Source organism: Pseudomonas sp. MIACH (assembly GCF_001269925.1).
Taxonomy (GTDB): Bacteria; Pseudomonadota; Gammaproteobacteria; order Pseudomonadales; family Pseudomonadaceae; genus Aquipseudomonas.
In genome coordinates, this window is sequence record NZ_LHVO01000056.1 from 233,011 (window position 1) to 259,795 (window position 26,785).

Sequence of the window (26,785 nt, forward strand, 5' to 3'; positions counted from 1 at the left end):
GGCCGGACGGTTACATTTCAGGAAAAATCAGGCGAAACCAAGTGCCAGGGAAAATTATTTTAAGGTTAAGCAAATAGCTTCCAAAGCTCAGTAGTCATTCGCTAAGGTCCCGCTAAAAAGACTGACCGCATCCGTCGCTGCATTGATTGCTTGGCGTACATCCATTCTTGTCAAATCAAGAGCTCGTAGTTTACCCTTCACCTCCGCTACTGACTCGATGCGCCGGAAGGAGCTTGAGTGCGTTTCAGCATACTGAGCTAGCCCTTGCAGCTTGGGTAGAGCGTCAGATAAATGCAAGCCATGTGGGTCAACCAAATCAACCAAAACTTTTCCATCTTCCTCCGCGAAAAAGAGAAAGTCTGGACGAAGGATTCTGTATTGATCTGCTTCTATGTAGGCGATACCTAACGAAGACTGCCCAGGCTGCTGTGGATTGCGATACCAGAAGGTAAAGCCCTTGCGCTTGCACTCAGTCTCGACGACCTCTCTCTCCCAGTCATTCAGTACGGCCGGATAGACTCCTTTCTCATCACATAGCAGATGGTATTTCCATGTAGGCAACAGAGTTTCTTGTTCTTTCTCGCGAACTGTAGTTGGCTCAAACTTAGCTTCAGGTTTGACCAAGTCTACATCCTGAGGCTCGTTGCTCATCTCGACTATCTGGCGATACGACTCCTTACGATCGTCAGTGAGGAGTTTGATCTGTGGGCCAAATCGGATCAGCCACGCCCTGGCTAGGCTTTCTGCTTCGGCATCGAAGTATGCTTCGATTTCAGTAACCAACCCCAAGCCTGCAACGGTTACACGCGCTTCAACAATAGCCTCCAAAAAAGCTTCAGGGTCTTCTTCCACACTGGCAACTTGGTTTGCAAGGTGCTCAACGTATGATCGGGAAATATCCGGGGTTAGTGCGCGCGCAGCTCGCCGGTAGGCATCATCGATCACAGCCATGTCTGCGTCTTCCCAGAACTCCTCAAGTGTCTTTGCTTTGCCTTTGAGGTCTGCGACCACGGTCTTACCATCCACAGTCATGACCGACTCGCGCTTAGCCTTGATCTTGTCCTGGTGACTATCTTGAAACCTGTCAAGCGCAGCATGAAGTACTGCGTGTGCCTTGCTGCCTGCGTTCTCGAGAATGCCGTCATCTGCCAATTCCTGGGCAAGCGCGGTTAATCGTTTTGCAGGCTTTGCGCCACGCTGTGGGCGTGTTTGTGACGGTAAGGCCTCAAATGCCTCCCACACCGTGGTAGAAACCGAAAGATTGGGCTTCATCTCCACTGGATTGACGAGGATACGGCCTGGGGTTGCGGCCAAGGTATCATCACCACTCATCAGCGCATCAACAACGCTTTCAACCGTTTTGCGGTTGAATCTAGGCAGCAGGCAGTCGACAGCGTTTAAACGCTCATCGCCAGGAATGCGTCTCGCTAATGGAGATCGGACCATACGACCCAGCAGTTGAGTAATGTGCGTTCGATCATTGGCAGCTCGAAAGGACACCATTACTTCCGCACGTGGGCAGTCCCAACCTGTACTGATGGCGTCCTTAGCAATCAGGATGCGGACCCAGGTCGAATCTTGAACACGCTGCGGTTCAATATAAACTACGTCGCGATTACCGAAGCGCTGCATGGTTCGCTCGCCAAAAACGTGAGCCACGCTCCCCGCAGGTAGATCTGGATAACGTGCATATATAGTGTCCAGCGCATGTCCAATTTCAGTTGGGTCCGGCGTGTTGGGAACCTGAAATACCATTAGCGGAACGACTTTACGCGAATCTCCCTGCTGCTTCGCATACTCGGCCCATGCCTCAGTAGAAGCCTTGAGTTTGTCAGCGCCACGACGTACCAGTACGGTATCAAAGTCGCCCACATCATCAGGGATATCAAGGAGAATGGTGTCCTTAATAAGTCCGGACTCTTGCACCTTGTTAGAGTCTACTACCACATCCGGTAACTTTATGCGCTTGACGGCACCTTCGATTGCCCTGTTGAAGCGTTCCACCGTGGCCGAGATGCCCCACACAATGGGTATCCCTGGTACACCGCCGGACCCATTGATGAGTCGCTGAACAATCGTGCTCTTGTTATTCTGACTGGCTGTGGTCGGACTGCCTATGCCTCGATGCGCTTCGTCCAATACCAAATAAAGTGTTAGATCCGGATCCTCAATGGTGTTTTGGATGGTATCCCAGATGGTGTAGGCGCGAAGGTCCGGGCGCGTATCCGGCAGCAAATTTCCAGCCTTGGCTTCTATTTCTGCTTGGTCGTGCCCACGCACGAGCAAGCTATTCTTGCCTAGCTTTTGCGTATTGAGAAAATAGATTTTCCTGGCATTAAATTTGGGGCGATTGAAAGTATTTTCCACTACAACCATATCAGTGTGATTAATGCGATCGCTGGCCTCCATCAGACGGAAGCGAGTTTGCTCATTCAGCGAAGGGTCGTCACTGAACCAAATCACGACCGCGCCAGGATCTGCATCGAAGTCAAACTCATCATCGCCATTGAACAGCGCCTCGAAAGCTGCTGCAGCCATTACTGTCTTGCCCGCACCAGTTACTGCGGAAAGGGAAAAGGCATGCGGGCGATTGCCGCTATGCCAGGCTTGGCGTGCCCATTTTAGATTGTCCAGGGCATCGCGCACGGCGTCACGCTGGTAGTCCTTTAGAGTGAACTTCATGGGTTACTCTCCGTTCGCAAAGCTGAAATTGGTCAGATAGGACTCATAGAGGCGCACTGGTTCTACATCTTCTGGTAACCGGCGTGCTATTGCCTGAAAACGGCGGTCATCGTCAGTAACAATGAAGGCTGCGCGCAAATCGTCGGCCGAACTTAATGCGCTGATAAATGGCGTAGCCTTGTCTACGTTGGTTAACAGAGCATAAGCATCTGCCACGGCCCAGCCATCAGCGGGGAGCGTGTCGATACGTTTACCTCGAGCTCCCGCGCGAAGCCAAAGAAGGGGGGCAATGCGGGAATAAGCTAAGTTATGATTGACGGCATCTTTGGTTTCATAGCTCAAGGTAAAGAATTCGGCATTCGCCTCGAATCCCTCGGCGATTGGAAATTCATCTATGAACTTATATTCGCCCTTGATCGACTCTCCGGCCGTCGTTATGCCAGTAATGGCGGCCTCGATACGCGGTTTGGTGATGTAGTCGCAGATTCCCAATTGCTCCCACTCAGGATCTCCCGGGCGCAACCCCTGCTCTCGCAGTTTATTCTGCTCATCTGCGGAAACTTCGTTATTGGTAACAGAAATAGACTGGCGGTTACCGCCGTCCTGGCGGTTTAATCGCATAACAGCATGTGCTGTAGTTCCTGACCCAGAGAAAAAGTCCAGTACAACAGCATTTGGTTTCTCTCCAATGGCAAGCCGCAAGCAGTCTTCAACCGCAAAAAGAGACTTTGCAAACGGAAACTTCCGTCCTGGTAACAATGCCGTCAATAATCCAGTACCGTTCGACTGTGCGTTATGCGACTCTCGATCCCATTGTGTTGATGGTAAGGATGCCTTACCGGTCGCGAACTCGACGACTACTGATCCATCCGGGTCATGGCCAGTGACCACCAAGTCCCCACTGGCTACTTCTACTATCTGCCCACTTGTTAGGTAGTAGAGTGTCGGAGTCTTCCCTCGCTTAGCTGGAGTGACTTTTACAAAGCCTTCAGATAGACGCTTTTTGAGTGTGGCTGGGGTGAGCCCCCAAATCATTTCAGTGCCATCCGGCTTCAATGGCCAGACAGTGTGGCAGCCAGGAATATCTGCCACGGTGGAGCGCTCAACGCCTGCAGGAAGCGAAGTGCCGATTGATTCAATGCGCCCTGAATTGATACCAATGAAGATGGGATAAAATTGATCAGGCCGAGGTTGAGGCCCATTTCGTCTTGAGGAATCCTCAAAACGCCTTAGGCTAGCCCACCGCACTTTCACACCAGAGGTTTCGCGCTCAGCTGCCAACTTCGCAGACCCGAACTTAACAAAATAAATGAATTCATTGGTTCGGGTTAGTTCGTTCGTTCGCACTACTCCTTTGCGGTTTATCACAGATGAGACCATCTGGGTGCTACCTTCAGGAAATGTTTGCTCCAACAGCAGCCCAAGGCGCAGATATTCCTTCTCATCGATGCTGACGATTAGTACTGAGTCAGCGGGATTCAGCAGTTCCTTTGCCACCAGCAACCGGCGCTCCATCATTGCCAACCATTTGCTGTGACGGTACAAGTCATCGCCTTCAACGTAATCGTTGTTGTATTTCCAATCTTTGGCGCCTGAATTGTATGGCGGATCTATATAAATGGCGTCGACCTTCCCCCTATGCGTATAGGTTAAAGCCTTTAATACATGGTAGTTTTCGCCATTGATGACGGTGTGGTAAGGCGCGCCGAAAACTCGCTCTACCTTTCCAGTACTTACCAGTCCTGGATGGATCGTGTCGCGGAATTCGGCTACTACTACCAAATCACACAGTTCTATAGATCGGGTTTTCGGTTGGGCTGCTCCCAGTAGCTCTAGCTCGGCAATTTTAGTAGCTTTGTATATTGCTTTTACTCGCCAAAGATGCGTTTCACTCTTTTTTGTTGAGCCACGCGGTGGCAGAACGCGCACTTTGTCCCCTTTGCGAATAGGCCGTAGTGGCAGTTCCACAGCTTCTGGGCTGTGGCGCTCGAAATTTAGGCCGAAAGGCAGGCGCGAGGAGAGGACCTTGAATTCTCTATCCAAATCCGTACCCAGTTGTGGGTCTCTCGCTCTCGCCTGGGCAATCAGTTCGGTCAGTCTTGACACAGCAGCTCCTATTTCGTCATGGCGCAGAATTTTCGGCGCAATACGTTGTAGCGTTCCCAGGATGCAGCATGCATCGGGGCATATTCAGTGTTCGTCTTGGGATCGGCTTATAATGCACGGTCGCCCGTTGGCCTATGACACAGCTTTTATTTACCCGTAAACGCGGCATTGGTAACGTTCGCCGTCGGCATTGCCCCGGCTACGACAGAACACCGGATTTTTCCTGACGATGATGGGGGATTCTAAAGTACTAAACCGCTTTGTGGGCAATGCAAAATAGCGAACCGTCTTTAGGTATAATGGTGGACTGAGCCGATAGGTGGCTTGAATCAGCATGCTCGACCTGTTGTTCGAATAGGTATGACTTTTGACGCCGACGCCGAATTGACCCACGTGCCGACGCAAGACTGACCCACGTCCAAATCAGCACAAATCGAGCAAAGGTAATGGCTTGCGAGAAATCAGACTGGGGCAGTGAAATCTCGGCAATAGGGGTAATTCTAGGTCGGCGCCAATATTCAATGCCTAGACAGGGTCAGCAAACGAATTCTAGTTACGAATCGCCTTGGTGGGGGGACATGTGGGGGGACAAAACAAAAAAAGCTGAAAATCCCCAGTAAAATAAGGCCATCACCTGACTGTAACGCCGGCCACAAGCCGGCTTTTTAATGTCTTTAATTCCCGATCAGTATGAACGGCTAAATCAGCCTGGCTTACGCCTGCCTCCATTCTCCAGACCGTAATCGGCCCCTCAAAAACCGAGTTCAAACTCAGACCGCAAAAAACTCACACCCAGAGAGAATTCTCTTACAATCTCTGTCTAGTTTTCCAAATCCTTTACGGATGCGATAACCATCGGCGATCAAGAGGCGAGCCTGTGAGCAAAGTAGGTAGCACATCCGAGCACCTGGTAAACGTTGAAAATCTTTCTGCTTCATTGCAGCGCTTTGCTGATGATCGTGACTGGCGACAATTCCACTCTCCGAAAAACCTTCTCCTAGCATTGACGGGAGAAGTGGGCGAACTCTGCGAAATTTTCCAGTGGATGAGTGAAGCCGACTCAGTGGACGCTGCAAAGCGCCCTGAAACAGCCCAAGCCGTAAAAGACGAACTCGCAGACGTTCTCATGTATCTGGTCCGCTTGGCCAGCGTGTTGGACGTCGACCTCAACGAAGCCACCCAAAGCAAACTCGCACTTAACGGTTTGAAGTACCCAGTCGATAAAGCCAAAAGCACCAGCAAAAAGTACGACCAACTCTGATATCCCACGCGCTAAGGACTTCTCGTGATCGTTTACGCTGCGACCAAACAGCAATTCCTCAAAGACAACGATAACGACGACATTGAAGAGGTCATTCTCAGGCACTACAAAGAAGCCACAGGCAAGCGAGTTGGCGCGTCGGAAATTAAATCCTGGCAAGGCTCGTTGACGTACATGGCGAGGGTGCTTCGAGACGAGGAGCTACCAAATGACGCCGGATTGGCCATTGAACTGCACATCCCGCAATCCTCGAAACGTATCGATTTTTTGATGACTGGCAGGGACGCAAAGCAGGGTAAAAACGCTGTCCTGATTGAGTTAAAGCAGTGGAGTAAATCAACAGCTACCACCAAAGATGCAATAGTCAAAACCGCCTTGGGTGGCGGCGTAGTGGAAACCATCCATCCCTCTTACCAAGTCTGGTCGTACGCCGCATTGCTGGAAGGCTTCAACGAGGCTGTCTATGACAAAAGCATTGAGGTTCGTCCCTGTGCTTATCTTCACAATTATGTCAGTGATGGCGTCATAAATTCTGCGCATTATGAGGCGTACATCAGTAAAGCTCCGCTGTTCCTCAAAGGGCCGGATGAGCTTGAAAAACTGCGTGCTTTCATCAAGACATATATTCATCACGGCGATAACAAAGAAATTCTCTATGAGCTTTCTAATGGAAAAATTCGTCCTTCGAAAGCTTTAGCTGACGCACTTAAAGGGCTTCTAAAAGGTCAGCCTGAATTCATATTGATCGACGATCAAAAAGCGACATTTGAATCCGCACTTGCTGCTGCGAGTGTGGCCTCTGCGGCTGCGCCGAAGGTAATCATCATTGAGGGCGGCCCAGGGACGGGTAAAACAGTCCTGGCAATCAATTTACTCGTTAGGCTTACAAGCCTTGGGCTACTGAGCAAGTACGTCTCAAAAAATGCCGCCCCGCGAAAAGTTTATGAAAGCAAATTGGTGGGTACAATCAAACGTAGTCACTTCTCCAATCTATTCTCCGGTTCAGGCGCCTTCATCGATACCGAACCCAACACTTTTGATGCGCTCATCGTCGACGAGGCCCATCGACTAAACGAAAAAAGCGGGCTTTACGGAAATCTGGGTGAGAACCAAATCAAGGAATTGATCGAGTCAGCCAAATGCTCAGTTTTTTTCATCGACGAGGATCAACGAGTCACCTTGAATGACATTGGTAGCAAACAAGCCATCCGCGCTTTTGCAAAAGCCAAAGGAGCTGAGGTTGAGGAGTACACGCTTTCCTCACAGTTTCGTTGCAGTGGGTCTGATGGCTATTTAGCCTGGCTTGACGACGTGCTAGATATTCGCGCGACAGCTAACCCACTACTAGATAACAGCGAGTATGAATTCAAAATATTCAGTACACCCCAGGCCATGCATGCGGCCATCGAGCAAAAGAACCAAAGTAACAAAGCCCGAGTGGTAGCCGGCTATTGCTGGCCGTGGCGTAGCAAAAAAGATGCTCGAGAATCCGACATCATCATCGGCAGCGACTACGAACGCCAATGGAATCTGGATCAGGACGGAAGTTTGTGGATCATCGCAGAGAACTCTGTTGATCAGGTCGGGTGTATCCACACCTGCCAAGGTCTGGAAGTCGATTACATCGGCGTGATTATCGGGCCGGATCTCATCGTACGAAATGGAAGCGTTCTGACCTCGGCTCTTGAGCGAGATAAAAACGACAAGTCCATTCGCGGTTGGAAGAAGATGATGAAGGAGCAACCTGAACTAGCCAAACGGGAAACAGACCTGATCATCAAGAATACGTACCGAACGTTAATGACTCGAGGAATGAAAGGCTGTTACCTCTACTGTACTGATACAGAAACCGCACAGTACTTTGCGAGTCGGCTTACGAATCAAAACCAGGATTGATGGTTCATTGGCGCTTGCCTCGATAGCACGAGGCAAGTGCCTCACATCAATTCAGCGCCATACACTCGACCGCCCGGTCCGCCACCATCTTAGCCATCTCCACCAAATGCATCACCGCCCTCTGCGGTGCACCCTGCGGCTCCCCAAGCACTTGCGACGTAGCCATCGCACACTGCAATAACTCAGCCACTCGCACCCAGGCGTCCTCGAAGCTCAGCTCTTCATTGACGGAAAATGGGTTAGGCCCACGCGAAGAAGGCATATCTGAAACAACGTTTTCCATGGCACAACTCCAATCAAAAAGTGTGTACCAATCGAACTCAGGCGACTAAACCCGATCACTGAATAGGCAGTGACGATCCGCAGCCTAGTCACGCATTCCCGCTGGCGCAATGCGATTGGGATTCTCTCGGAAACGTCCTGCAAATGAAAGGGATCAGCCCTGCTGACCCTTTAAACTCCAGCCTCAATCCAATATCAAATGCGGCAAAAACCGGCTCGAATCCTTGGTAATCAAACTATTATCCTCCCGCACCCCAATCCCCGCCGCCTGGTCCCCAATCACCCAGGACCCAATCAACGTATAGCTGTCCCCAAACCGCGGCAGCGGTGCGAACTCCTGAAGGATAAACGGCGCATCCGTGTAGGGCCCGTCCTCTTTCACGACCAGCCCATCAGCCGTCTGCAGCTCGATATTGGCCCCTTCCCGCGAGAAAAACGGCTTGCGCACCCAGCCCTTCGGCACGGCTTTGCCCGGGTCGGTATCCAGGTGGGCCGCGAGCAAATTCGGGTGGCCTTTGTTGAATTCCCACAGCAGCGGCAGGATGCCTTTATTGGAAATGATGGATTTCCACGCAGGCTCGAAAAACTGCGTGTCGCTCTCGGCAATCGCGGCGCCGAAGGGCTCGTGGAAGATGAACTCCCAGGCGTGCAGTTTGAACAGGTGGGGAATCCAGCGATCCTGGAGGTCGACGAAGCGGCCTTCGCTGGTCAGGCCGATGTCTTCGATGTCGATGTGGCGCGATTCGATGCCGACTTTTTCCGCGACGAGGCGCAGGTAGTCGGTGGTGCCTTTGTCTTCGACCGAGTCTTTCATCGAGGCGAAGTAGAAAGGCTGGTTGACCTGCAGTTGAGCGAAAGCTTGGTGCAGTTTGGTGTCGATGCTGTTGAACTGGTCGGCATGCTTGGGCAGCAGGCCGCGTTCGATGCATTGCTCCAGCCAGCCCCACTGAAATGCCGCCGCCTCGTAGAGGCTGGTCGGGGTGTCGTAGTTAAGTTCCAGCAGCTTGGCGGGGCCGGTGCCGTTGTAGGAGAAGTCCATGCGCCCGTACAGGTGCGGGTGGCCTTCGAGCCATGAGGTTCGGATCATGTCGAAGAAGGGCGCGGGAATGCTCAGGCGTTCGAGCAGTTCTTCGCTCTGGACCACGCGGGCGACGAGGTCCATGCACATGTCGTGGATCTCGGTGGTCGGGTCTTCGAGGTCGTGCTCGATTTGCTTGAGCGTGAACTGGTAATACGCGCTCTCGTCCCAGTAGGGTTCGTCGTCGATGGTATGGAACAGAAAGCCAAGGTTTTCAGCCGTCTGTTTCCAGTCATCACGCTCTGCGCAATGGATTTTCTTCATGACCCGGTTTCCTTAACTGCTTGACCCGCCGCCCCAGCCGCTGCGTGCGCTGGCCTTGCTGCCGAAGCCGCCACGGGAGGTGGCCGACGCCACGGAGCTCGACTTGCTGGAGGTGCGCAGCGTGTTGGTGTAATTGCTGCTGCCGTACCGGGCTTGATTCGAGCGGCCAAACGTCGCGCCATTGGAGACACGCTGATTGAGCGTCGAGTTGCCGTACTCACCGCGATCATCGCGATAGCGGTACACCGGCTCAGAGCGGTAGCTGTTGCGATTGCTGCTCAGCATGTTGCCGATCAGCAGCCCGGTCAGCAGGCTGCTGGTGGAGAAGCCGGAGCCGCCGCTGGCCTGAGCGTTACCTGCTTGAGCGTTGGCAGCGTCGACCTGGGATTGTGTCACCTGGCCTTCGGCGGTCAGTTCAAAACCGCCCAGCTTGGGAATGAACTGGCCATTGGAGTCAAGCTGGCACCAGCCGGCGACAAAATCGGCATCGCAATCGGCCTGGCTCGCGTATACCGGGGCGATGCGGCGATGCTCGGCCATGGCGGTCATGTAGGCGTCCGAGCAGACGTCCACCGGAAGTTTTTCATCGGCACATTGCTGAACCGACTGGAAGTTGTACTTTTTCTGCAAATCGTAGGTTTTTTCCGTCGGCCCACAGCCGGATATCGCCATGGCGACCGACGCTGCCAGCGAAAGCTGGACGTACTTGCTTCGTTTCATCGGGAGCTCCGTGCGCAATCAGTTCTGGGTAGGCGTCATGCAGGCGGCATTCAACATGCCGACGCTGATGGCCACGGCGGCCACGTAGATGCCCGCTGCGAGCTCGCCTCTCTTGATGCGCTCGGAAGTGCCTTTGAGCACGAGGCTGGTCAGCAGAAACGCCAACAGTTGGACGACGGCTGCGATCACCGCCCAGACGACGAAGTCGAGGATGCTGATCGAGTAGGCAATCACGTTGCTGGCCGGAATGGCGAAACCAATGATGGCGCCGCCCAGGGCGACTGCTGCGGAAACGTTGCCGGCACGGATCAGTTCGAACTCTTTGTGCGGGGTGACGCGGGTGTAGATGAACTGGAACAGCGCAAACACCACTGCGGCCCCCAGGATGTAGGTGACAAACCCGAACACCGCAGCTTTGTTTAGGGAGATGGAGAGAGCTTCTAGCATGGACTTCTTCCTTTTTTAGAGCGCATTCAAGTCGGTTGTGTACAGCGAAATGCCCAGCGACGTGCTCAGGCTGACGGTGCCTTCAGCATCTTCTTCGACAGAGAACAGCAGAAACTCGCGTCGATCGGTCAGGCCTGTGTCACGGGCATATAGCATCGAACGGTGCTCGACGCTGTAGGAGTCCTCGGGGTTTATCACGTGCTCGCTCATGGCCACCAATTCCGTCTGGCCATCCTCGCTGCCCCACACGCGCGTGTACTCGACGCCATTGTGGGTGTAGGTCGGCAAACCGATCGGACTCTGCGGCCCCGCCAGCCGGCGAAGCTCGGCTTCGCTGCTGACGGGGACGTAACTGAGGTAGTTGAACAGGATCACTGATTCGACCTGCCCGGCGATGTCGCCCGTGGTGTGCACCTGCAACCAGTAGTCTTCGTCGTTCATGTAGTAGCGCGACAGCCAGGTCGACTGCCCGAGGTCAACGGTGCCGTTGCTCCAGATTTCCTGGGAGCCGGGGATAACCACCGTAGTCTTCCCGTCGAGCAACAACTTCAGGGTCGTGTCGAATATCACGCCTTTGCCCGGAGCCAGGCCCAGCGGCCCGGTGGTCGGCAGGGGTTCGGCGGCGGCGCCTTTCGAGTGTGTATTCGCTTGCGGGGCCTCAAGCCCCATCAACTGTTTAAACCATCCCATTGGAGATTTCCTTGAGGCGGGTGGAGGCGATGTAGAAGAGTTCGCCACCTTCAACGCGCGTGGCGCTGGGCGGGTTGATCGAGGGTTGCTGGGCACCTTTGGCGCGATAGCCGATGAGGGTGGCGTTGTGGCGTTCTTTCATTTGGGTGTACAGATCGCCGAACGTGGCCTCAAAGGCCTCGGGCAATTTCATCAGGTATTGGGTGGCACCCTCCCCCACGCACAGCAGCTCATTAATGACCACCGACGAGCCCGGATCCTGAGAGGCGCGCACCAACATCTCGATGGCCATGCTTGACGTGCATTCCAGACTGGGGGCGTAGGAACTGGCCAGTGCGGCAATTTCACTTTCATTGAAGTGGGCGACCACATGCCCGACCGGACTCAATTGATTCACCGCCAGCACGGTGGCCAGCGTCAGATCATCAGACGGGGTTCGCACCAGCACACGCTCGGCGCCGGGCACACCGGCACGCAGCAATAACGCTGTGGAGGACAGGCTTTCACCACGGATGAACGCCGCTTTGCCTGGCATCGGGTTTTCGTCAAGGGTGCAATCGCAGATGACGATCAGGTTGTCGTTCGAGGTTTCGTCTTGAAGCAACAACTCGATGACCCGTTCACTGGACGCGCCCTCCCAGCCAATGAGCACGGTATGACCGACCTTGCCGGTGAAATCGCCTTTGCCCTTCATGCCTTTTCTCCATGCATCGATGACAGTGCTGGTGGTTTTGCCGATGGCTGCCGTCAGCAGCGCAATGCCCCCGAGCATGACCCAGGTTGCCACGAACACGCGCCCCGCCGAGGTCTGTGGCGCAAGATCGCCATAGCCGACGGTCAGCGTGGTGGTGAGATAGAAGTAAACAAACGTGGCGGGAGCGGTGAGGTGTTGCTCGCCCAGATACACCAGGCCCAGATAAGCCGTGCTCAGGTGTACGCCCAAGGCAACGACCAGGCCTGCCCAGCCGAAACGGTGAAAGAGGGAGGAGGCGTACATGCGCAGCAAAAGAAAAATCGACATTCCGTCCCTGACTCCCTGGGTACTTGATTCCCGATGACGCCACCGCATCGACGTCTGGATGCTCAAGTGCGTTCAGCCGGCATTAAACCTGCTGCGTGGCTTGGAGAGAAGTACCTTGGCTGCAATAAATCCGGCGAATGCACCAAACAGATGCCCCTCGAAGGAAACACCCTGACGAGGCAGGAAGCCAAGGATCAGGCCGCCATACAGCACCGCCACGACGGCGGCCGTAATCAGGTTGCTCCAGCTCCTGTGGAACCAGGCGCGAGACAACAAATAGGCCCATAACCCGAATACCCAACCGCTGGCCCCCACGTGTATGCCCGCAAAACCGAACAGCCAGACCAACGAACCGCCCAGCAGGATAATGATCGCGCTGACGGTAACGAACCGATTGAGCCCTTCGATAATCACCAGGGTGCCTAGGATCAAAAAGGCAACCAGGTTCGCGCTCAGGTGAGCGAACGACCCATGCAAAAACGGCGAGGTGAGGATGCCGGGCAGCCCCTGCAGCGTTCTCGGGATCAGGCCGAACGCCGTGAGGCTGTAACCGGTCGCCACATTAAGCAGTTGCAGCGCGACCATGAAGAGGGCCAGGCCTGCGATTGTCTTGAAACCCTTCAGGGCGTCCATCCTGACCTCGACGTAAAAAAAGAAGGGCAGACACTGCCCTTCCTGCGGCGACGTTGCTTACTCCGCCGACTTTTGCTTCAGACGCTCCAGAATCGCATTGGCGCTGCCTTCGTTCGGCGTGATGCCGGCGTCGCGCAGCTTGCGCTCCAGGTCGGTCCCGGTCGATGCATCTGCCAGTTCATCCTGGGCTTGCAGTTCAGCGGCGCGTTGCTGCTGCTTGGCCTGCAAACGGTTGAGCGTACCGACGGCAGTTTCCAGCTTGCCGTTGGCACCGCCGCTGGCGATGGAGGCGCTGACCTGGGCCTTCTGTACGCTGTCGCGCGCCTTGGCCATATCCACTTGCTGGCGCAGGCTTTTGATCCGGCTTTCAGCCTTGGTGATGTCCTTGCGCATGCCTTCCGCATAGCCACCGAACTCGGTGGCTTGTTTATGCTCGACATCCCGCTCGTTGGTCAGGCTCGAAATGGCTTCGGCCACTTCCAGGGCGAGGTCTTCACGATTGGCCTGCAGGGCAGCCACTGCCTTGGACTCCAGGTCCTTGATCTTGGCGTCGTACTCGTTGACGCGATCAGTCGCCAATTTGTGCTTGGCCATAATGCTGACCAGCTCACGCTTGGCGTTGGCCAGCGCGGTGTCGGCATCGCGAATTTCCTGATCGAGGATGCGCAGGGCCTGTTGGTCGACGATCGATTCGCCGACTTCGTTGGCACCGCCACGCAGCGCGGTGAACAATTTGCTCCAGATGGACTGAGTCATTGGATACTCCCGAATACTTAATTGAAGAAACGTTCGAAGGCTTCGCTCGCGCGCTGCACGTTGTCGACCAGGGTTTTCACCTCGGTGACGATATTGGTCAGGCTGGAATCGGAGCTCAATGCACCGAACATGTTGTAGACCACTTGCCCGTTAGGCATGGACTCGATACCGATGGAGGACAGCGGGAACATTTCCCGGCTGCGCAACACCGCGTCATTAAATTTTGCGACATCGTTGATGGACTCGACATCGACCAGAACGGTGTCAACGATGATCTGCTCACCCACCACCGCGATGTAAATCGGCAAGCCACCGAAGTCGTTCATTTCCAGCTTGATGCTGGACTCGGAGCCTTGCACGAGAGAAAGCGTAATGTCCTTGGACACCACGTCGTCCAGAGCCTGAAGAGCGGTGAAGAGGCGATCGATATTCCAGTTGGTACCTGCGCTCATGAAATTCTCCGACATGAATGAGCCAGCCAGAATCGGCTGGCGAAGCTGTTTCTCCATCTGCTTGAGCAAGCTTCGGTTTTCGGGAAGCACCCAAGTCTCGTGTTTCACATAGCCGGCGGCCGCCAGGCCTGCACGCATCTGCTTCATGTAAAAGCTCGATGGCTTTTTGGCGGACGGCTTCGAGCGCTCTCCCTGAAGGCTTGTCGAATCGATATCGGTCCCGGCTGACGGGCTCGATGGAGAGCTGCTTTTCATAGTACTGACCTCGCTGTGAAAAACTCACGCGTGAGAAAATCTACAGGCATTTTTTGCCACACTCAATAGCTCACGCGTGAGATTTTTTGACTTACTTTCCCGACCACTAAAAAGATCAGTCCTACTGACAATTCATGAATTGTCTCCTTTGAGTTGACGGTATTACCCATTCCAGCCGATTTATCCCCCAGCACCCACCCATTAATCTGTGCCCATGTTGAACGCAACGCCCAACCAACCTAAACAAAAAAGGATTCAACCATGAGCACTCCAACCTACAACCGCTTGAACAAAGACGACGCCGTAGTTCTGCTGGTCGACCACCAGACCGGTCTGATTTCCCTGGTCCAGGACTTCTCGCCCAACGAGTTCAAGAACAACGTGCTGGCCCTGGCTGACCTGGCGAAGTTCTTCAACCTGCCGACCATCCTCACCACCAGCTTCGAACAAGGCCCCAACGGCCCGCTGGTACCGGAGTTGAAAGAGATGTTCCCGGACGCGCCGTACATCGCCCGCCCAGGCCAGATCAATGCCTGGGACAACGAAGACTTCGTCAAGGCGATCAAGGCCACCGGCCGCAAGCAGATCATCATTGCCGGTGTAGTCACGGATGTGTGCGTAGCGTTCCCGACCTTGTCGGCGCTGGCGGAAGGGTTTGAGGTGTTTGTGGTGACCGATGCCTCCGGCACGTTCAACACCACGGTGCAGCAGGCAGCGTGGAGCCGGATGACCCAGGCCGGTGCGCAGTTGATGAACTGGTTCTCGGTGGCGTGTGAGCTGCACCGCGACTGGCGCAACGATATCGAAGGCCTGGGCAATCTGTTGTCCCAGCGCATTCCCAACTATCGCAACTTGATGAATGGATATGCGGCGCTGACGGCTCACCAGAAGTAAGCCAGCCGCGATTCGCGATAAGCCTGCCCTGAAAAGCAGGCTTTCGTTATTCAACCGAGCGTCCAACTCGAGTGGCTCCTTAAAACCCTGTTACGCAGCGTGCAGCAGGTATCCAAGGCGACAGCGACACGACACCTGACTGACCTGCTGGAAAAAAACTGCCTGGTTCGTCTCCCCGTAGGCGGCCGCAGCACGCGTTATCAGGTCAATACAGGGGGCGAGTGACACCCCACTCATTTGCCGCTCATTTGCCCAGAATCCCCATGTCTGCTAGTGTCGCGCCGGTTTACCGTCTACCGGAATAGCCGCCATGGCCCGCAAAAAAGTTGCACTCGATTTCGAACAATCCCTCGCCGACCTGCAAACATTGGTCGAGCGTCTGGAGAACGGCGAGTTGTCGCTGGAGGACTCGCTGACGGCGTTTGAGCAAGGCATCGGCCTGACCCGTGACTGCCAGAGCGCGTTGGCGCAGGCGGAGCAGAAGGTCCAGGTGTTGCTGGAGCGTGACGGGGAGTTGGCCGAAGAACCTTTCGATGCGGAACAGCCGGAATGATCGACGCGTATCAGGCCAGTAGCCAAGCCCGGGTGAATGCGGCGCTGGAGCCCTTGTTTGTTGCGCCAAGCCCGGAAATGAAGCGCCTCTATGAAGCCATGCGCTACAGCGTGATGAATGGCGGCAAGCGTGTGCGCCCATTGCTGGCCTATGCGGCCTGTGAAGCGCTGGGCGCGCCGGCCGAGCAGGCCAACGGTGCAGCCTGTGCGGTCGAGTTGATTCACGCGTATTCCCTGGTACACGACGATTTACCGGCGATGGACGATGACGATCTGCGCCGCGGCCAGCCCACCACCCATAAAGCCTTTGATGAAGCCTATGCGATCCTGGCCGGTGATGGCTTGCAGAGCCTGGCGTTCAGCGCGTTGCTGGACCCACGTTTGAGCAGCGCCAACGCCGAGATCCGCCTGCGCATGGTCACGGCCCTGGCCCTGGCTGCCGGCCCTGCGGGCATGGTCGGCGGACAGGCGATCGACATGGGTTCGGTCAGCCTCAAGCTGGATCAAAAGGCCCTTGAACACATGCATCGCCACAAGACCGGCGCGCTGATCGAAGCCGCCGTCCACCTGGGCGCCCTGGCCAGCGGGCGTGCCGAAACCGCGCAACTCACGGCGCTGCAGACCTATTCCCGGGCCGTGGGCCTGGCGTTCCAGGTGCAGGACGATATTCTCGACGTGGAAAGCGATACCGCGACCCTGGGCAAACGCCAAGGTGCCGATATCGCACGGGACAAACCGACTTATCCTGCACTGCTCGGACTGGAAGCCGCCAAGGCCTACGCCATCGAACTACGCGATCAAGCGCTGGATGCCCTGCGACCTTTCGACGCGGCGGCCGAGCCGCTGCGTGACCTGGCGCGGTATATCGTCGAACGCCGCCACTGATTACGGCGGCCATTGCAGCCGCATATCAGCCAAGTTCGGCGCTCTGCGTGGGCAGTTTGCGATGCTTGAGGTAAACTGCCGCCTCTTCTATACCTATAACGATTCGCCTGATGCCCACGACGTTTCAAGAGATTCCCCGCAAGCGCCCGTCCACGCCCCTGCTCGACCGTGCTGCCACGCCGGACGGCCTGCGTCGTCTGGGTGAAGCCGAGCTGGAAACCCTGGCCGATGAGTTGCGCCTGGAATTGCTCTACACGGTCGGCCAGACCGGTGGGCATTTCGGTGCCGGCCTGGGCGTCATCGAGCTGACCATCGCGTTGCACTACGTGTTCGACACCCCGGATGACCGGCTGGTGTGGGACGTGGGCCATCAGGCGTATCCGCACAAGATCCTCACGGGCCGCCGCGAGCGCATGGCGACTCTGCGCCAGAAAGACGGTGTTGCCGCCTTCCCGCGCCGCTCGGAAAGCGAGTACGACACCTTTGGCGTCGGCCACTCCAGCACCTCGATCAGCGCAGCGCTGGGCATGGCGATTGCCGCCCGCCTGCAAGGCAGCGACCGCAAGGCGATTGCCGTGATCGGTGATGGCGCGCTGACCGCCGGCATGGCCTTCGAAGCACTGAACCATGCGCCGGAAGTGAACGCCAACATGTTGGTGATCCTGAACGACAACGACATGTCGATCTCGCGCAATGTCGGCGGCCTGTCCAATTACCTGGCCAAGATTCTCTCCAGCCGCACCTATGCCAGCATGCGCGAAGGCAGCAAAAAAGTGCTCTCGCGCCTGCCTGGCGCGTGGGAAATTGCCCGGCGTACCGAAGAATATGCCAAGGGCATGCTGGTCCCCGGCACGCTGTTCGAAGAACTGGGCTGGAACTACATCGGCCCCATCGACGGCCATGACCTGCCGACCCTGATTGCCACGCTGCGCAACATGCGCGACCTCAAGGGCCCGCAGTTCCTGCATATCGTCACCAAGAAAGGCAAAGGCTTCGCGCCGGCGGAAGTCGACCCGATCGGCTACCACGCGATCACCAAGCTGGAACCGGTGGACGCTCCCGCCGCGGCGCCGAAAAAAGCCAGCGGGCCGAAGTACTCCGGCGTGTTCGGCGAATGGCTGTGTGACATGGCCACCGCCGACCCGCGCCTGGTGGGCATTACCCCGGCGATGAAGGAAGGCTCCGACCTGGTGGCGTTCAGCGAGCGTTTCCCGCTGCGCTATTTCGACGTGGCCATTGCCGAGCAGCACGCTGTCACGTTCGCCGCTGGCATGGCCTGCGAAGGCGCCAAGCCTGTCGTGGCGATCTACTCAACGTTCCTGCAACGCGGTTACGACCAGTTGGTGCATGACGTCGCGGTGCAGAACCTCGACGTGCTGTTTGCCATCGACCGCGCCGGTTTAGTCGGTGAAGACGGCCCGACTCACGCGGGCAGCTTCGACTTGTCCTACTTACGTTGCATCCCCGGCATGCTGGTGATGACGCCGAGCGACGAAAACGAACTGCGCAAGATGCTCAGCACCGGCCACCTGTATAACGGCCCGGCCGCCGTGCGTTACCCACGGGGCAACGGCCCGAATGCGCTGATCGAGAAAGACCTGGAACCGATTGAAATCGGCAAGGGTATTGTGCGTCGCCAGGGCAGCAAGGCTGCATTCCTGGTGTTTGGCGTGCAATTGGCCGAAGCGCTCAAGGTGGCCGAGAAGATCGACGCCACCGTGGTCGACATGCGCTTCGTCAAGCCGCTGGATGAAGCCTTGGTGCGCGAAATCGCCGCTAGCCATGAGCTGCTGGTGACCGTCGAAGAAAACGCCATCATGGGCGGTGCCGGTGCGGCAGTCAGTGAGTTCCTGGCGCGGGAGAATATCCTCAAGTCGGTACTACACCTGGGCTTGCCGGATGCGTATGTCGAACACGCCAAACCGGCGCAGATGCTGGCCGAGTGCGGGCTGGATGAAGCAGGGATCGAGGCTTCGGTGCGCGAGCGCCTAGCGCTGCTGGCCCAGTAGAAACCGGGACCCAATGTGGGAGGGGCGGTGCGACGATTCGACTCGCACCCTCCCACATTTGATTGGTGCCATCTTCAACGCTATGGACAGCCCATGAAACACCTGTACCTTGCCCTGCTGCTTCTGCCCTCCCCTGAATTGCTCGCCGACACCCGCGACAACGCCCTGAAACTCCCCGACGTCGTTATCAGCGCCAACCGTCAGGTTCAGGCACGCAACGACAGCAGCGCCGCCAACACCGTGTTCACCCGCGACGACATCGACCGCCTGCAACCCACCAGCCTCACCGACCTGCTCAGCCGTGTGCCCGGTGTACAAGTCGCACCCTCCGGTGGCCGTGGCAGTTTGCCGGGCATCTACCTGCGGGGCACCAAGTCGGCCCAAAGCCTGGTGCTGGTCGACGGCCAGCGCATCGCCAACACCACGTCCGGCGACAGCGGCCTGCAATACCTCAATGTCGATCAGATTGAGCGGGTGGAAGTGCTGCGCGGCTCGCGCTCGGTAATCTACGGCAGCGACGCGATCGGTGGGGTGATCCAGGTATTCACCCGGCGTAATGCCGAGCAGGGCGTGCAACCGCGCGTGAAGCTGGGGTTCGGCAGCCATAACACCTGGCAGCGCAGCCTCGGCCTTTCGGGTGGTGACGAACAGACACGCTTCAACCTGGGCGCGAGCCTGGATGACACTGCCGGCATCAACTCCACCCACCAGTCGTTCCCCAGCGACGGTGACCATGATGCTTATCGCAACCAGTCCGTGAGCCTGAACCTCAGCCACTCCTTCAGTGATGAACTGGAGGTGGGCTTCAATCTCTTGGATAACCGCGGCAAGTCGGAGTACGACAACAGCTTCGGCCGCTACGACACCACCACCGGGCAAACCGTCGGGCAGAAACCCTACACCGACTACGCTGTGAGCAGTGCCAGCGGCTATATCGACGCCAGGCTCAATGAGCGCTGGCAATCGCGCCTGGAACTGGGCCACAGCGAGAACCGCGACACCAAGCGCGACACCCTCAGCAATGATTTCAGCGTGTTCAACACCTACCGCGACTCGATCAACTGGCAAAACGACCTGGCCCTGGACGACCAGAACAGCCTGATCCTCGGCGGCGACTGGTACGAAGACCGCTTCCACGGCTCCACCACGTTTACCGAAAACAGCCGCTGGAACCGCGCCGCCTTTGTGCAGCATCGCTTTCACAGCGAGTGGTTTTCCACCGAACTGGGCCTGCGTCACGACCAGAACCAGCAGTTCGGCGGGCAGAACAGCTGGAGCGGCACCCTGACCTTGCCGGTCAACCCCGACAATGACGTGCTGCTGAGCTACAGCGAAGGCTTCCGCGCGCCGACCTTCAACGACCTCTATTATCCGGACACGAAGTACAGCAACCCCAACCTGCAGCCCGAAACATCAAAGAGCTACGAACTGCAGTGGCGCAGCCAGTTGAGTGACAGCACGCGCCTGGAGGCCTCGCTGTACCGCACCGATTTGAGCGATGCGATCATTCTCGACCAAACCGGCAAGCCACAGAATGTGGCGTCGGCACGCATCAACGGTTTTGAGGCGGCACTCAAGCAGGACCTGTTCGGCTGGCAAGGCAACCTCGGGCTGTCACTCATCGACCCGCGCGACCGCGACAGTGGCCACACCCTGGCCCGCCGGGCGCGGCGCACATTGAGCCTGGACCTGGACCGGCAATTCGATCAGGTGGGCCTGGGCGCCAGTTGGCAGGCGATCAGCCGCAGCTATGACGATGAAGACAACACGCAGCGCCTGGGCGGCTATGGGTTGCTCGGGCTGCGCGGGAGTTGGGCGGTGACGCGGGAAGTGGCGTTGTCGCTGAAGGTCGATAACCTGCTGGACAAGTCCTATGCGCGGGCGCGCTACAGCTACGACGATCCGGCATTCGTCAACAATCACGATTACCGTGAAGAAGGCCGGGTGTGGATGTTTGGCGTGACCTGGACACCTGAAATCTGATTGTCGCCTGGACTGGTCTCAGCGGCTCGGAGCAATCACCTGACACAGCCGCGCCAGCGCTTCCAGCATCTGCCCGCTGGGCCGTTCCAGGCCTTTGTCCGGAACCAGCCGCACTCGCTCCGCCATGGTTGGCCAGGCCTTCCAGGCTTCCCTCTGCACCTGATCGCCCACCAGGATCATCTCAGGATTACGTTGCAGTACCGACTCGATGCTGACCTGCGGCGCGGGTAGCTTCAGGTCGTCAAACACGTTGCGCGCACCGCACACGCTCAGCGCGTCGCTGATGATCTGGCCGCCGCCCACGGTGTACAGCGGCTGATTCCACACCTGATAGAACACCCGCAACGGTTCGGCACGCTGATAACGCTGACGCAACTGCACCAGGCGCTGGCGCAACTGCGCGGCCAATTGCCGGCCGGCGTCGGCGCGGCCCAGTTGCTCGGCGATGGCCTGGACCTGAGTGGTGAGTTGTTCAAGGCTATGGGGTTCGGCGACATACACCGGGATATTCAGGCGCTGCAGCTGCTCGCGCTGGGCTGGGCCGACGCTGCCGGGCCAGAGCAGGATCAGGTCGGGCCTGAGGCTCAGCAGGCGCTCCATGTCGAGCTGGCCGTAACGCCCCACCGACGGCACGTTTGCCAGTGCCGTCGGCCGGTCGCCGCCATCGAGCACGCCCACCAACAGATCGGCAGCACCCAGTTCAGCCACGATTTCAGAAAGTGAAGGCGCCAGACTGACGACACGCTCGACCGCCAGGGCCTGGGCACTGAATGCCAGCAACAGCATCGCCAGCCAGCGGCGCATCATCCCAACTGACGCGGGATGCGGTAGAGGTAAAACAGCACCATCGTCGACAGCGCCAACAGGAAAAGCGGCACCGCCTCCAGGCCGACGAATACCGCCAATGCGCCCACCCACGCCGGCACCGCCGCCACCATCAAGGCCGTGCGCCGACGGGCCGCCAGGGTGATCCAGGCGGCCGGCTCTTCAGCAGTATCAAGGGCTTTGGAAGTGGCGATCAGGGCGTGTTTATAACCGTTGAAGTAGCGCAGGCTGAGGAACATCGAGGCCACGCCGGCGATAAAGAACGGCATCGCCAGCACCGGCAGCAAAGGCTCGGCCTGGCCAAACACCAGGTTGATCACGAACAGCGGGAACAGCGCCAGGGCCAGGTACTGCCACCAGTTGAAGGACAGTCGTCGTTTCACCTGGCCACGGGTCACGCGCGGTCGACCTCGCCTTGATGCTCATTGCCCATCATGTGGTCGAGCTTGCTGGCCTTGGTCGCCAGGTAGAGTTTGTTGTGCGGGTTGTGCCCGGTGTGCAGCGGCACGCGCTCGGCCACGGTGATGCCCATCTCGGTCAAGGCTTTGACCTTGCGCGGGTTGTTGGTCATCAGGCGCAGGGATTTCACGCCCAGGTGCTCCAGCATCGGCAGGCAGATCGCGTAGTCACGCTGGTCGGCGGCGAAGCCCAGTCGCTCATTGGCCTCGACGGTATCGGCGCCGCCGTCTTGCAGCTCGTAGGCGCGGATCTTGTTCAGCAGGCCAATGCCACGGCCTTCCTGACGCAAATACAGCAGCACGCCACGGCCTTCACGGGCGATGGCGCGCATCGCCGCTTCCAGTTGCGAGCCGCAGTCACAGCGCTGGCTGAACAGCGCATCGCCGGTCAGGCACTCGGAGTGCACGCGACCGAGAACCGGTGCGCCATCGGCGATCTCGCCGAGGCTGAGCACAACGTGTTCGCGCCCGGTGGCTTCTTCGAGAAAGCCATTCATGGTGAACGTGGCAAAAGGGGTAGGCAGCTTGGAAGCAGCAACGAAAACGACGGGCACCGTGTGCTCCTGATTTCAGTTTTTACAAAGGCGGCCATTGTAACAGCACGTTCCTACAGACGCTTAAGCTGAATTATCGCTGTTAAAGATCAATCGGTTTGATTGGCCTTCGTGTTGATTCTATGTAGGAGCGAGCTTGCTCGCGAAAATCGTCAGCGATGACGCAGGTATTCTGGGTGAACGCGGTGTCCTGGCGCTTTTCGCGAGCAAGCTCGCTCCTACAGGGTAGCGCGGCAGCCTATTCAGGGCGTCTCGCGAAAGTGCTGATAGCCACGCACGGTCGGGGTGATGTCCTGCCCGCTGGCGTCGAGCAACGTGACACCCTGCCCCGCCTCGACCCGGCCGATCACGTGGATCGGCCAGCCGCCGGCCAGCAATGGCGCAAGTTCCAGGGGCGGCAGGGTGAACGCCAGTACGTAGTCGTCACCACCGCTGAGTGCGGCCACCCGCGCCGCGTCATCCCCGACAAACGCCAGCAAGGCCTGGGACAACGGCAGCGCCTGGCGCTCGATCAACAGACTGACAGCCGAGGCCTTGGCGATATGCCCGCAATCGGCCAGAAGCCCGTCGGAAATATCCATCGCAGACGTCGCCTTGCCCCGCAGTGCCAGCCCCAACGCCAACTGCGGTTGCGGCGACCAGTAATGGGCCAGCAGCGGGCCGGCAATCGCTGCGTCGGCGTTGCGCTGCCCCAATACCAGCGGCAAGGCACCGGCGGCATTGCCCAACTCGCCCCCCACACACAGCAGGTCACCCGGCTGTGCGCCGCTGCGCTTCAACGCTTGACCGGTCGGTACACGACCAAACACGGTCAGGGTCAGGCTCAGCGGGCCACGCGTGGTGTCGCCACCCACCAGGCCCACGCCGCAGTTTTGCGCCATGGCGTTCAAACCCTGGGCATAGCGTTGCAGCCAATCGGCATCGACGGTCGGCGTGGTCAGGGCAAGGGTAAACGCGAGGGGGTGGGCGCCCATGGCGGCCAGGTCGCTCACCGCCACGGCCAGCGAGCGCTGGCCGAGCAGGAACGGGTCACAGGGGTCGGCAAAGTGCACGCCGGCCACCAAGGTATCGGTGGAAATTGCCAGCTGCTCCCCGGCGGGGAGCGCCAGCAAGGCGCAGTCGTCGCCGATCCCCAGGGCAATACCCTCGCCGCCCTGCGCACACGGCGCGGCGGCGAAGTAATTGTGGATCAGCTCAAACTCGCCCATTCAGGACTCAAGCGCAGGTTAGCGCTTGTACGCCTTCACTTCGGCTTCACGCAGGCGCGGAGCCAGCTTGTCGAGCACGCCGTTGACGAACTTGTGACCGTCGGTCGAACCGTAGACTTTCGCCAGTTCGATGCCTTCGTTGATCACCACGCGGTACGGCACGTCGACGCGCTTGAGCAGCTCCCAGGTGGACAGGCGCAGTACGGCCAGTTCAACCGGGTCCAGCTCTTCGAGGGTCAGGTCCAGGCACGGCGACAATGCGGCATCGATCTCGTCCAGGTTGGCCGGCACACCGTGCAGGATGTCGTGGAAGTAGCTCTGGTCGGCAAACGTGAAGTCGTTATCGACGCGAAACTGCGCTTCGATTTCGTTCAGCGAAGTGCCGGCCATATGACGCTGGTACAGCGCCTGGGTCGCGAGCTGACGGGCAGCACGGCGCTTTTCGCTTTTCGAAGGTTTGCCGGCGTCCGCTGGACGCTCATCGCGTGGGTTGAAACGATCGCTCTCGTCGGAAATCACTTGGCCTCCAACTGCGACAGCAGGCTGACCATTTCCAGCGCGGACAGGGCAGCTTCAGCGCCTTTGTTACCGGCCTTGGTGCCGGAACGCTCGATGGCTTGTTCGATGGAATCCACGGTCAGTACGCCGAAAGCGACTGGCACGCCGAACTCCATGGACACCTGGGCCAGGCCCTTGGTGCATTCGCCGGCCACGTATTCGAAGTGCGGAGTACCGCCACGAATGACCGCGCCCAGGGCGATGATCGCCGCGTATTCACCCTGCTGAGCAACTTTTTGCGCAACCAGTGGAATTTCGAAGGCGCCAGGGGCGCGGATGATAGTGATGTCGCTCTCGCTCACACCGTGGCGAACCAAGGCATCCACGGCACCGCTTACCAGGCTTTCAACCACGAAGCTGTTGAAGCGGCCAACCACCAGGGCGTAGCGGCCTTTGGGGGCGATGAAGGTACCTTCGATGGTCTTCAGGGTCATTCGACAAATCTCTTAAAGAGCCGGGACGCGAAAAGTGCGTCCCTCAGTGATGATTTAACCGCGAACAAGGGGGCAAAAAGCGCCGGCCTTTATTCGGAGGGCACGTATTCTACAACTTCCAGATCGAATCCGGATATCGCATTAAATTTCATCGGTGCGCTCATCAGGCGCATTTTGCGCACACCGAGGTCACGCAGGATCTGCGAACCGGCACCGACGATGCTGTAGGTGGTCGGCGTTTTCACCTGGGTCTGCTCGGCGGTTTCGCGAATATGCGCGAGTAGCACGTCGCCATCCACCGGGTTACCCAGCAGCAGCACCACACCGCTGCCAGCCTCGGACACCGCAGCCATCGCGGCGCGCAGGCTCCAGCGGCCCGGTTGCTTGACCATCAGCAGGTCGCGCAGCGGGTCCATGTTGTGTACACGCACGAGGGTCGGTTCGTCGGCGCAGATGGTGCCCAGGGTGAGGGCCATGTGCACGTCGCCTTCCACCGAATCACGGTAGGTCACCAAATTGAATTGGCCCAGTTCGCTGTCCAGCGGCTGCTCGGCAATCCGCTGAACGGTACGTTCGTGGATCATCCGGTAGTGAATCAGGTCGGCAATGGTGCCGACCTTGATGTTGTGGTCGGCAGCAAAGGCTTCGAGTTCGGCGCGACGGGCCATGGTGCCGTCGTCGTTCATTACTTCGCAGATCACACCGCTGGGCTCGAAACCGGCCATGCGCGCCAGGTCGCAGGCGGCTTCGGTGTGGCCGGCGCGAGCGAGGGTGCCGCCCGGTTGAGCCATCAACGGGAAGATGTGGCCTGGGCTGACGATGTCTTCGGCCTTGGCGTCTTTGGCGGCAGCGGCTTGCACGGTGCGGGCACGGTCAGCGGCGGAAATGCCGGTGGTGACGCCGGTGGTCGCTTCAATCGATACGGTGAACTTGGTGCCGAATCCCGAACCATTACGCGGCGCCATCAACGGCAGCTTGAGCAACTCGCAGCGCTCTCGGCTCATGGGCATGCAGATCAGCCCACGGGCGTGCTTGGCCATGAAGTTGATGTGCTCAGGCTTGCAGGCCTCGGCGGCCATGATGATGTCGCCTTCGTTTTCGCGGTCTTCGTCATCCATCAGGATGACCATCTTGCCTTGGCGGATGTCTTCAACCAGTTCTTCGATGCTATTGAGCGCCACAGGGCACCCCCTTGGTCAGGATTTCAGGTAGCCGTTAGCGGCCAAAAAACTCTCAGTGATGTTCCCGGTTGCAGGCTCTGCGGCCTTATCGCCCATAAGCAGGCGCTCCAGGTAACGGGCAAGCAAGTCGACTTCCAGATTCACCCGGCGACCAGGCTGGTACGACGCCATGATGGTTTCGCTCAGGGTGTGGGGAATGATGGTCAGTTCAAATTCGGCGCCGTTCACGGCGTTCACGGTCAGGCTGGTGCCATCGACGGTGATCGAGCCTTTGTGGGCGATGTACTTGGCCAGCTCCTTGGGCGCACGGATGCGGAATTCCACGGCGCGGGCATTTTCGCTGCGAGCCACCACTTCGCCGACACCGTCGACGTGGCCGCTGACCAAATGGCCACCCAGGCGGGTGGTCGGCGTCAGGGCTTTTTCCAGGTTGACCGGGCTGCCGGCCTTGAGGTCGTTCATCGCGGTGCAGTCCAGGGTTTCCCGGCTGACGTCGGCGGCAAAGCCGTTGCCCGGCAGTTCGATGACGGTCAGGCACACGCCGCTGACGGCAATACTGTCGCCCAGCTTGACGTCGCCGAGGTCGAGCTTGCCGGTTTCAACCAGCAGGCGCACGTCGCCACCCTTGGGGGTCATGGCGCGGATGCTGCCGATGGATTCGATAATGCCGGTGAACATGGCCTTCTCCTGGAAAACGGGGC

At 57.9% G+C, this 26,785-nt stretch carries 26 protein-coding genes and 1 pseudogene; 8 read left to right on the plus strand and 19 right to left on the minus strand.

Annotated features, from left to right (window positions below; genetic code table 11):
* Positions 1-87 precede the first annotated feature (87 nt).
* Together AD670_RS23860 and AD670_RS23865 are read right to left on the minus strand one after the other, a co-directional pair.
* Positions 88-2,682: a DEAD/DEAH box helicase gene (locus AD670_RS23860; protein ID WP_053138170.1), complete on the minus strand. Its 2,595-nt coding sequence runs from the start codon at positions 2,680-2,682 to the stop codon at positions 88-90.
* 3 nt (positions 2,683-2,685) lie between these two features.
* Positions 2,686-4,788: a site-specific DNA-methyltransferase gene (locus AD670_RS23865; RefSeq protein WP_053138174.1), complete on the minus strand. Its 2,103-nt coding sequence runs from the start codon at positions 4,786-4,788 to the stop codon at positions 2,686-2,688.
* 877 nt (positions 4,789-5,665) lie between these two features.
* On the opposite strand from AD670_RS23865, the gene AD670_RS23870 reads away from it, so the two are divergent.
* Together AD670_RS23870 and AD670_RS23875 are read left to right on the plus strand one after the other, a co-directional pair.
* A complete protein-coding gene (locus tag AD670_RS23870) occupies positions 5,666-6,049 on the plus strand; it encodes a nucleotide pyrophosphohydrolase (RefSeq protein ID WP_053138177.1) in 384 nt (127 codons plus the stop codon).
* Positions 6,050-6,073: 24 nt separating this feature from the next.
* Complete coding sequence (locus AD670_RS23875; RefSeq protein WP_053138179.1) at positions 6,074-7,945, plus strand: DUF2075 domain-containing protein; 1,872 nt, start codon at positions 6,074-6,076, stop codon at positions 7,943-7,945.
* 46 nt (positions 7,946-7,991) lie between these two features.
* On the opposite strand, the gene AD670_RS23880 is transcribed toward AD670_RS23875, so the two are convergent.
* From AD670_RS23880 to AD670_RS23920, 9 genes are all read right to left on the minus strand, one after another.
* Positions 7,992-8,228, minus strand: a complete 237-nt coding sequence (locus tag AD670_RS23880) for a hypothetical protein (RefSeq protein ID WP_053138181.1) — start codon at positions 8,226-8,228, stop codon at positions 7,992-7,994.
* Positions 8,229-8,411: 183 nt separating this feature from the next.
* Positions 8,412-9,569, minus strand: coding sequence for a glutathionylspermidine synthase family protein (locus AD670_RS23885; protein WP_053138184.1), 1,158 nt, complete (start codon positions 9,567-9,569; stop codon positions 8,412-8,414).
* 12 nt (positions 9,570-9,581) lie between these two features.
* Positions 9,582-10,289, minus strand: a complete 708-nt coding sequence (locus AD670_RS23890) for a DUF1190 domain-containing protein (RefSeq protein ID WP_053138187.1) — start codon at positions 10,287-10,289, stop codon at positions 9,582-9,584.
* Between the two features lie 18 nt (positions 10,290-10,307).
* Complete coding sequence (locus AD670_RS23895) at positions 10,308-10,736, minus strand: DUF350 domain-containing protein (RefSeq protein WP_053138190.1); 429 nt, start codon at positions 10,734-10,736, stop codon at positions 10,308-10,310.
* 15 nt (positions 10,737-10,751) lie between these two features.
* Complete coding sequence (locus AD670_RS23900; protein ID WP_053138194.1) at positions 10,752-11,426, minus strand: DUF2491 family protein; 675 nt, start codon at positions 11,424-11,426, stop codon at positions 10,752-10,754.
* Positions 11,413-12,447 (minus strand): ion channel, encoded by a 1,035-nt coding sequence (locus AD670_RS23905; protein ID WP_053138197.1) that lies wholly within the window; start codon positions 12,445-12,447, stop codon positions 11,413-11,415. Before AD670_RS23905 ends, AD670_RS23900 begins: the two co-directional genes overlap by 14 nt.
* 72 nt (positions 12,448-12,519) lie before the next feature.
* A complete protein-coding gene (locus tag AD670_RS23910; protein WP_053138200.1) occupies positions 12,520-13,080 on the minus strand; it encodes a rhomboid family intramembrane serine protease in 561 nt (186 codons plus the stop codon).
* Between the two features lie 57 nt (positions 13,081-13,137).
* Complete coding sequence (locus tag AD670_RS23915; RefSeq protein WP_053138203.1) at positions 13,138-13,836, minus strand: PspA/IM30 family protein; 699 nt, start codon at positions 13,834-13,836, stop codon at positions 13,138-13,140.
* Between the two features lie 17 nt (positions 13,837-13,853).
* Entirely contained in the window at positions 13,854-14,543 is a 690-nt protein-coding gene (locus AD670_RS23920; protein WP_082341038.1) for a YjfI family protein, read from the minus strand.
* Between the two features lie 261 nt (positions 14,544-14,804).
* Between AD670_RS23920 and ycaC the strand changes: the two genes are divergently transcribed.
* From ycaC to AD670_RS23945, 6 genes and pseudogenes are all read left to right on the plus strand, one after another.
* The gene (gene ycaC, locus AD670_RS23925; RefSeq protein ID WP_027605204.1) at positions 14,805-15,437 is read left to right on the plus strand and encodes an isochorismate family cysteine hydrolase YcaC; all 633 of its coding nucleotides are present in this window, start codon (positions 14,805-14,807) and stop codon (positions 15,435-15,437) included.
* Positions 15,438-15,530: 93 nt separating this feature from the next.
* Positions 15,531-15,662, plus strand: a pseudogene (locus AD670_RS32075) (DUF4172 domain-containing protein); the annotation flags it as partial.
* Between the two features lie 85 nt (positions 15,663-15,747).
* Positions 15,748-15,990, plus strand: a complete 243-nt coding sequence (locus tag AD670_RS23930) for an exodeoxyribonuclease VII small subunit (RefSeq protein WP_003176346.1) — start codon at positions 15,748-15,750, stop codon at positions 15,988-15,990.
* On the plus strand, positions 15,987-16,874 hold the full coding sequence (ispA, locus tag AD670_RS23935) for a (2E,6E)-farnesyl diphosphate synthase (RefSeq protein WP_053138206.1): 888 nt from the start codon (positions 15,987-15,989) through the stop codon (positions 16,872-16,874). The genes AD670_RS23930 and ispA overlap by 4 nt, the downstream gene beginning before the upstream one ends.
* A gap of 110 nt (positions 16,875-16,984) precedes the next feature.
* Positions 16,985-18,883, plus strand: coding sequence for a 1-deoxy-D-xylulose-5-phosphate synthase (gene dxs / locus AD670_RS23940; RefSeq protein ID WP_053138208.1), 1,899 nt, complete (start codon positions 16,985-16,987; stop codon positions 18,881-18,883).
* A 93-nt stretch (positions 18,884-18,976) separates the two neighbouring features.
* Positions 18,977-20,866, plus strand: coding sequence for a TonB-dependent receptor domain-containing protein (locus tag AD670_RS23945; protein WP_053138211.1), 1,890 nt, complete (start codon positions 18,977-18,979; stop codon positions 20,864-20,866).
* 18 nt (positions 20,867-20,884) lie between these two features.
* On the opposite strand, the gene AD670_RS23950 is transcribed toward AD670_RS23945, so the two are convergent.
* The 8 genes from AD670_RS23950 to AD670_RS23985 all read right to left on the minus strand — a co-directional run bounded on the left by AD670_RS23950 (position 20,885) and on the right by AD670_RS23985 (position 26,762).
* On the minus strand, positions 20,885-21,673 hold the full coding sequence (locus AD670_RS23950) for a cobalamin-binding protein (protein ID WP_053138215.1): 789 nt from the start codon (positions 21,671-21,673) through the stop codon (positions 20,885-20,887).
* Positions 21,670-22,089, minus strand: coding sequence for a hypothetical protein (locus AD670_RS23955; RefSeq protein WP_053138218.1), 420 nt, complete (start codon positions 22,087-22,089; stop codon positions 21,670-21,672). The genes AD670_RS23950 and AD670_RS23955 overlap by 4 nt, the downstream gene beginning before the upstream one ends.
* Positions 22,086-22,703, minus strand: a complete 618-nt coding sequence (ribA, locus tag AD670_RS23960) for a GTP cyclohydrolase II (protein ID WP_053138226.1) — start codon at positions 22,701-22,703, stop codon at positions 22,086-22,088. The genes AD670_RS23955 and ribA overlap by 4 nt, the downstream gene beginning before the upstream one ends.
* A 242-nt stretch (positions 22,704-22,945) precedes the next feature.
* Complete coding sequence (gene thiL, locus AD670_RS23965; RefSeq protein ID WP_053138232.1) at positions 22,946-23,911, minus strand: thiamine-phosphate kinase; 966 nt, start codon at positions 23,909-23,911, stop codon at positions 22,946-22,948.
* An 18-nt stretch (positions 23,912-23,929) separates the two neighbouring features.
* Positions 23,930-24,430: a transcription antitermination factor NusB gene (gene nusB / locus AD670_RS23970; RefSeq protein ID WP_053138236.1), complete on the minus strand. Its 501-nt coding sequence runs from the start codon at positions 24,428-24,430 to the stop codon at positions 23,930-23,932.
* A complete protein-coding gene (ribE, locus tag AD670_RS23975) occupies positions 24,427-24,903 on the minus strand; it encodes a 6,7-dimethyl-8-ribityllumazine synthase (protein WP_003176356.1) in 477 nt (158 codons plus the stop codon). Before ribE ends, nusB begins: the two co-directional genes overlap by 4 nt.
* An 89-nt stretch (positions 24,904-24,992) precedes the next feature.
* A complete protein-coding gene (gene ribBA, locus AD670_RS23980) occupies positions 24,993-26,084 on the minus strand; it encodes a bifunctional 3,4-dihydroxy-2-butanone-4-phosphate synthase/GTP cyclohydrolase II (RefSeq protein ID WP_053138239.1) in 1,092 nt (363 codons plus the stop codon).
* 15 nt (positions 26,085-26,099) lie between these two features.
* Complete coding sequence (locus tag AD670_RS23985; protein WP_032884562.1) at positions 26,100-26,762, minus strand: riboflavin synthase; 663 nt, start codon at positions 26,760-26,762, stop codon at positions 26,100-26,102.
* Positions 26,763-26,785 lie beyond the last annotated feature (23 nt).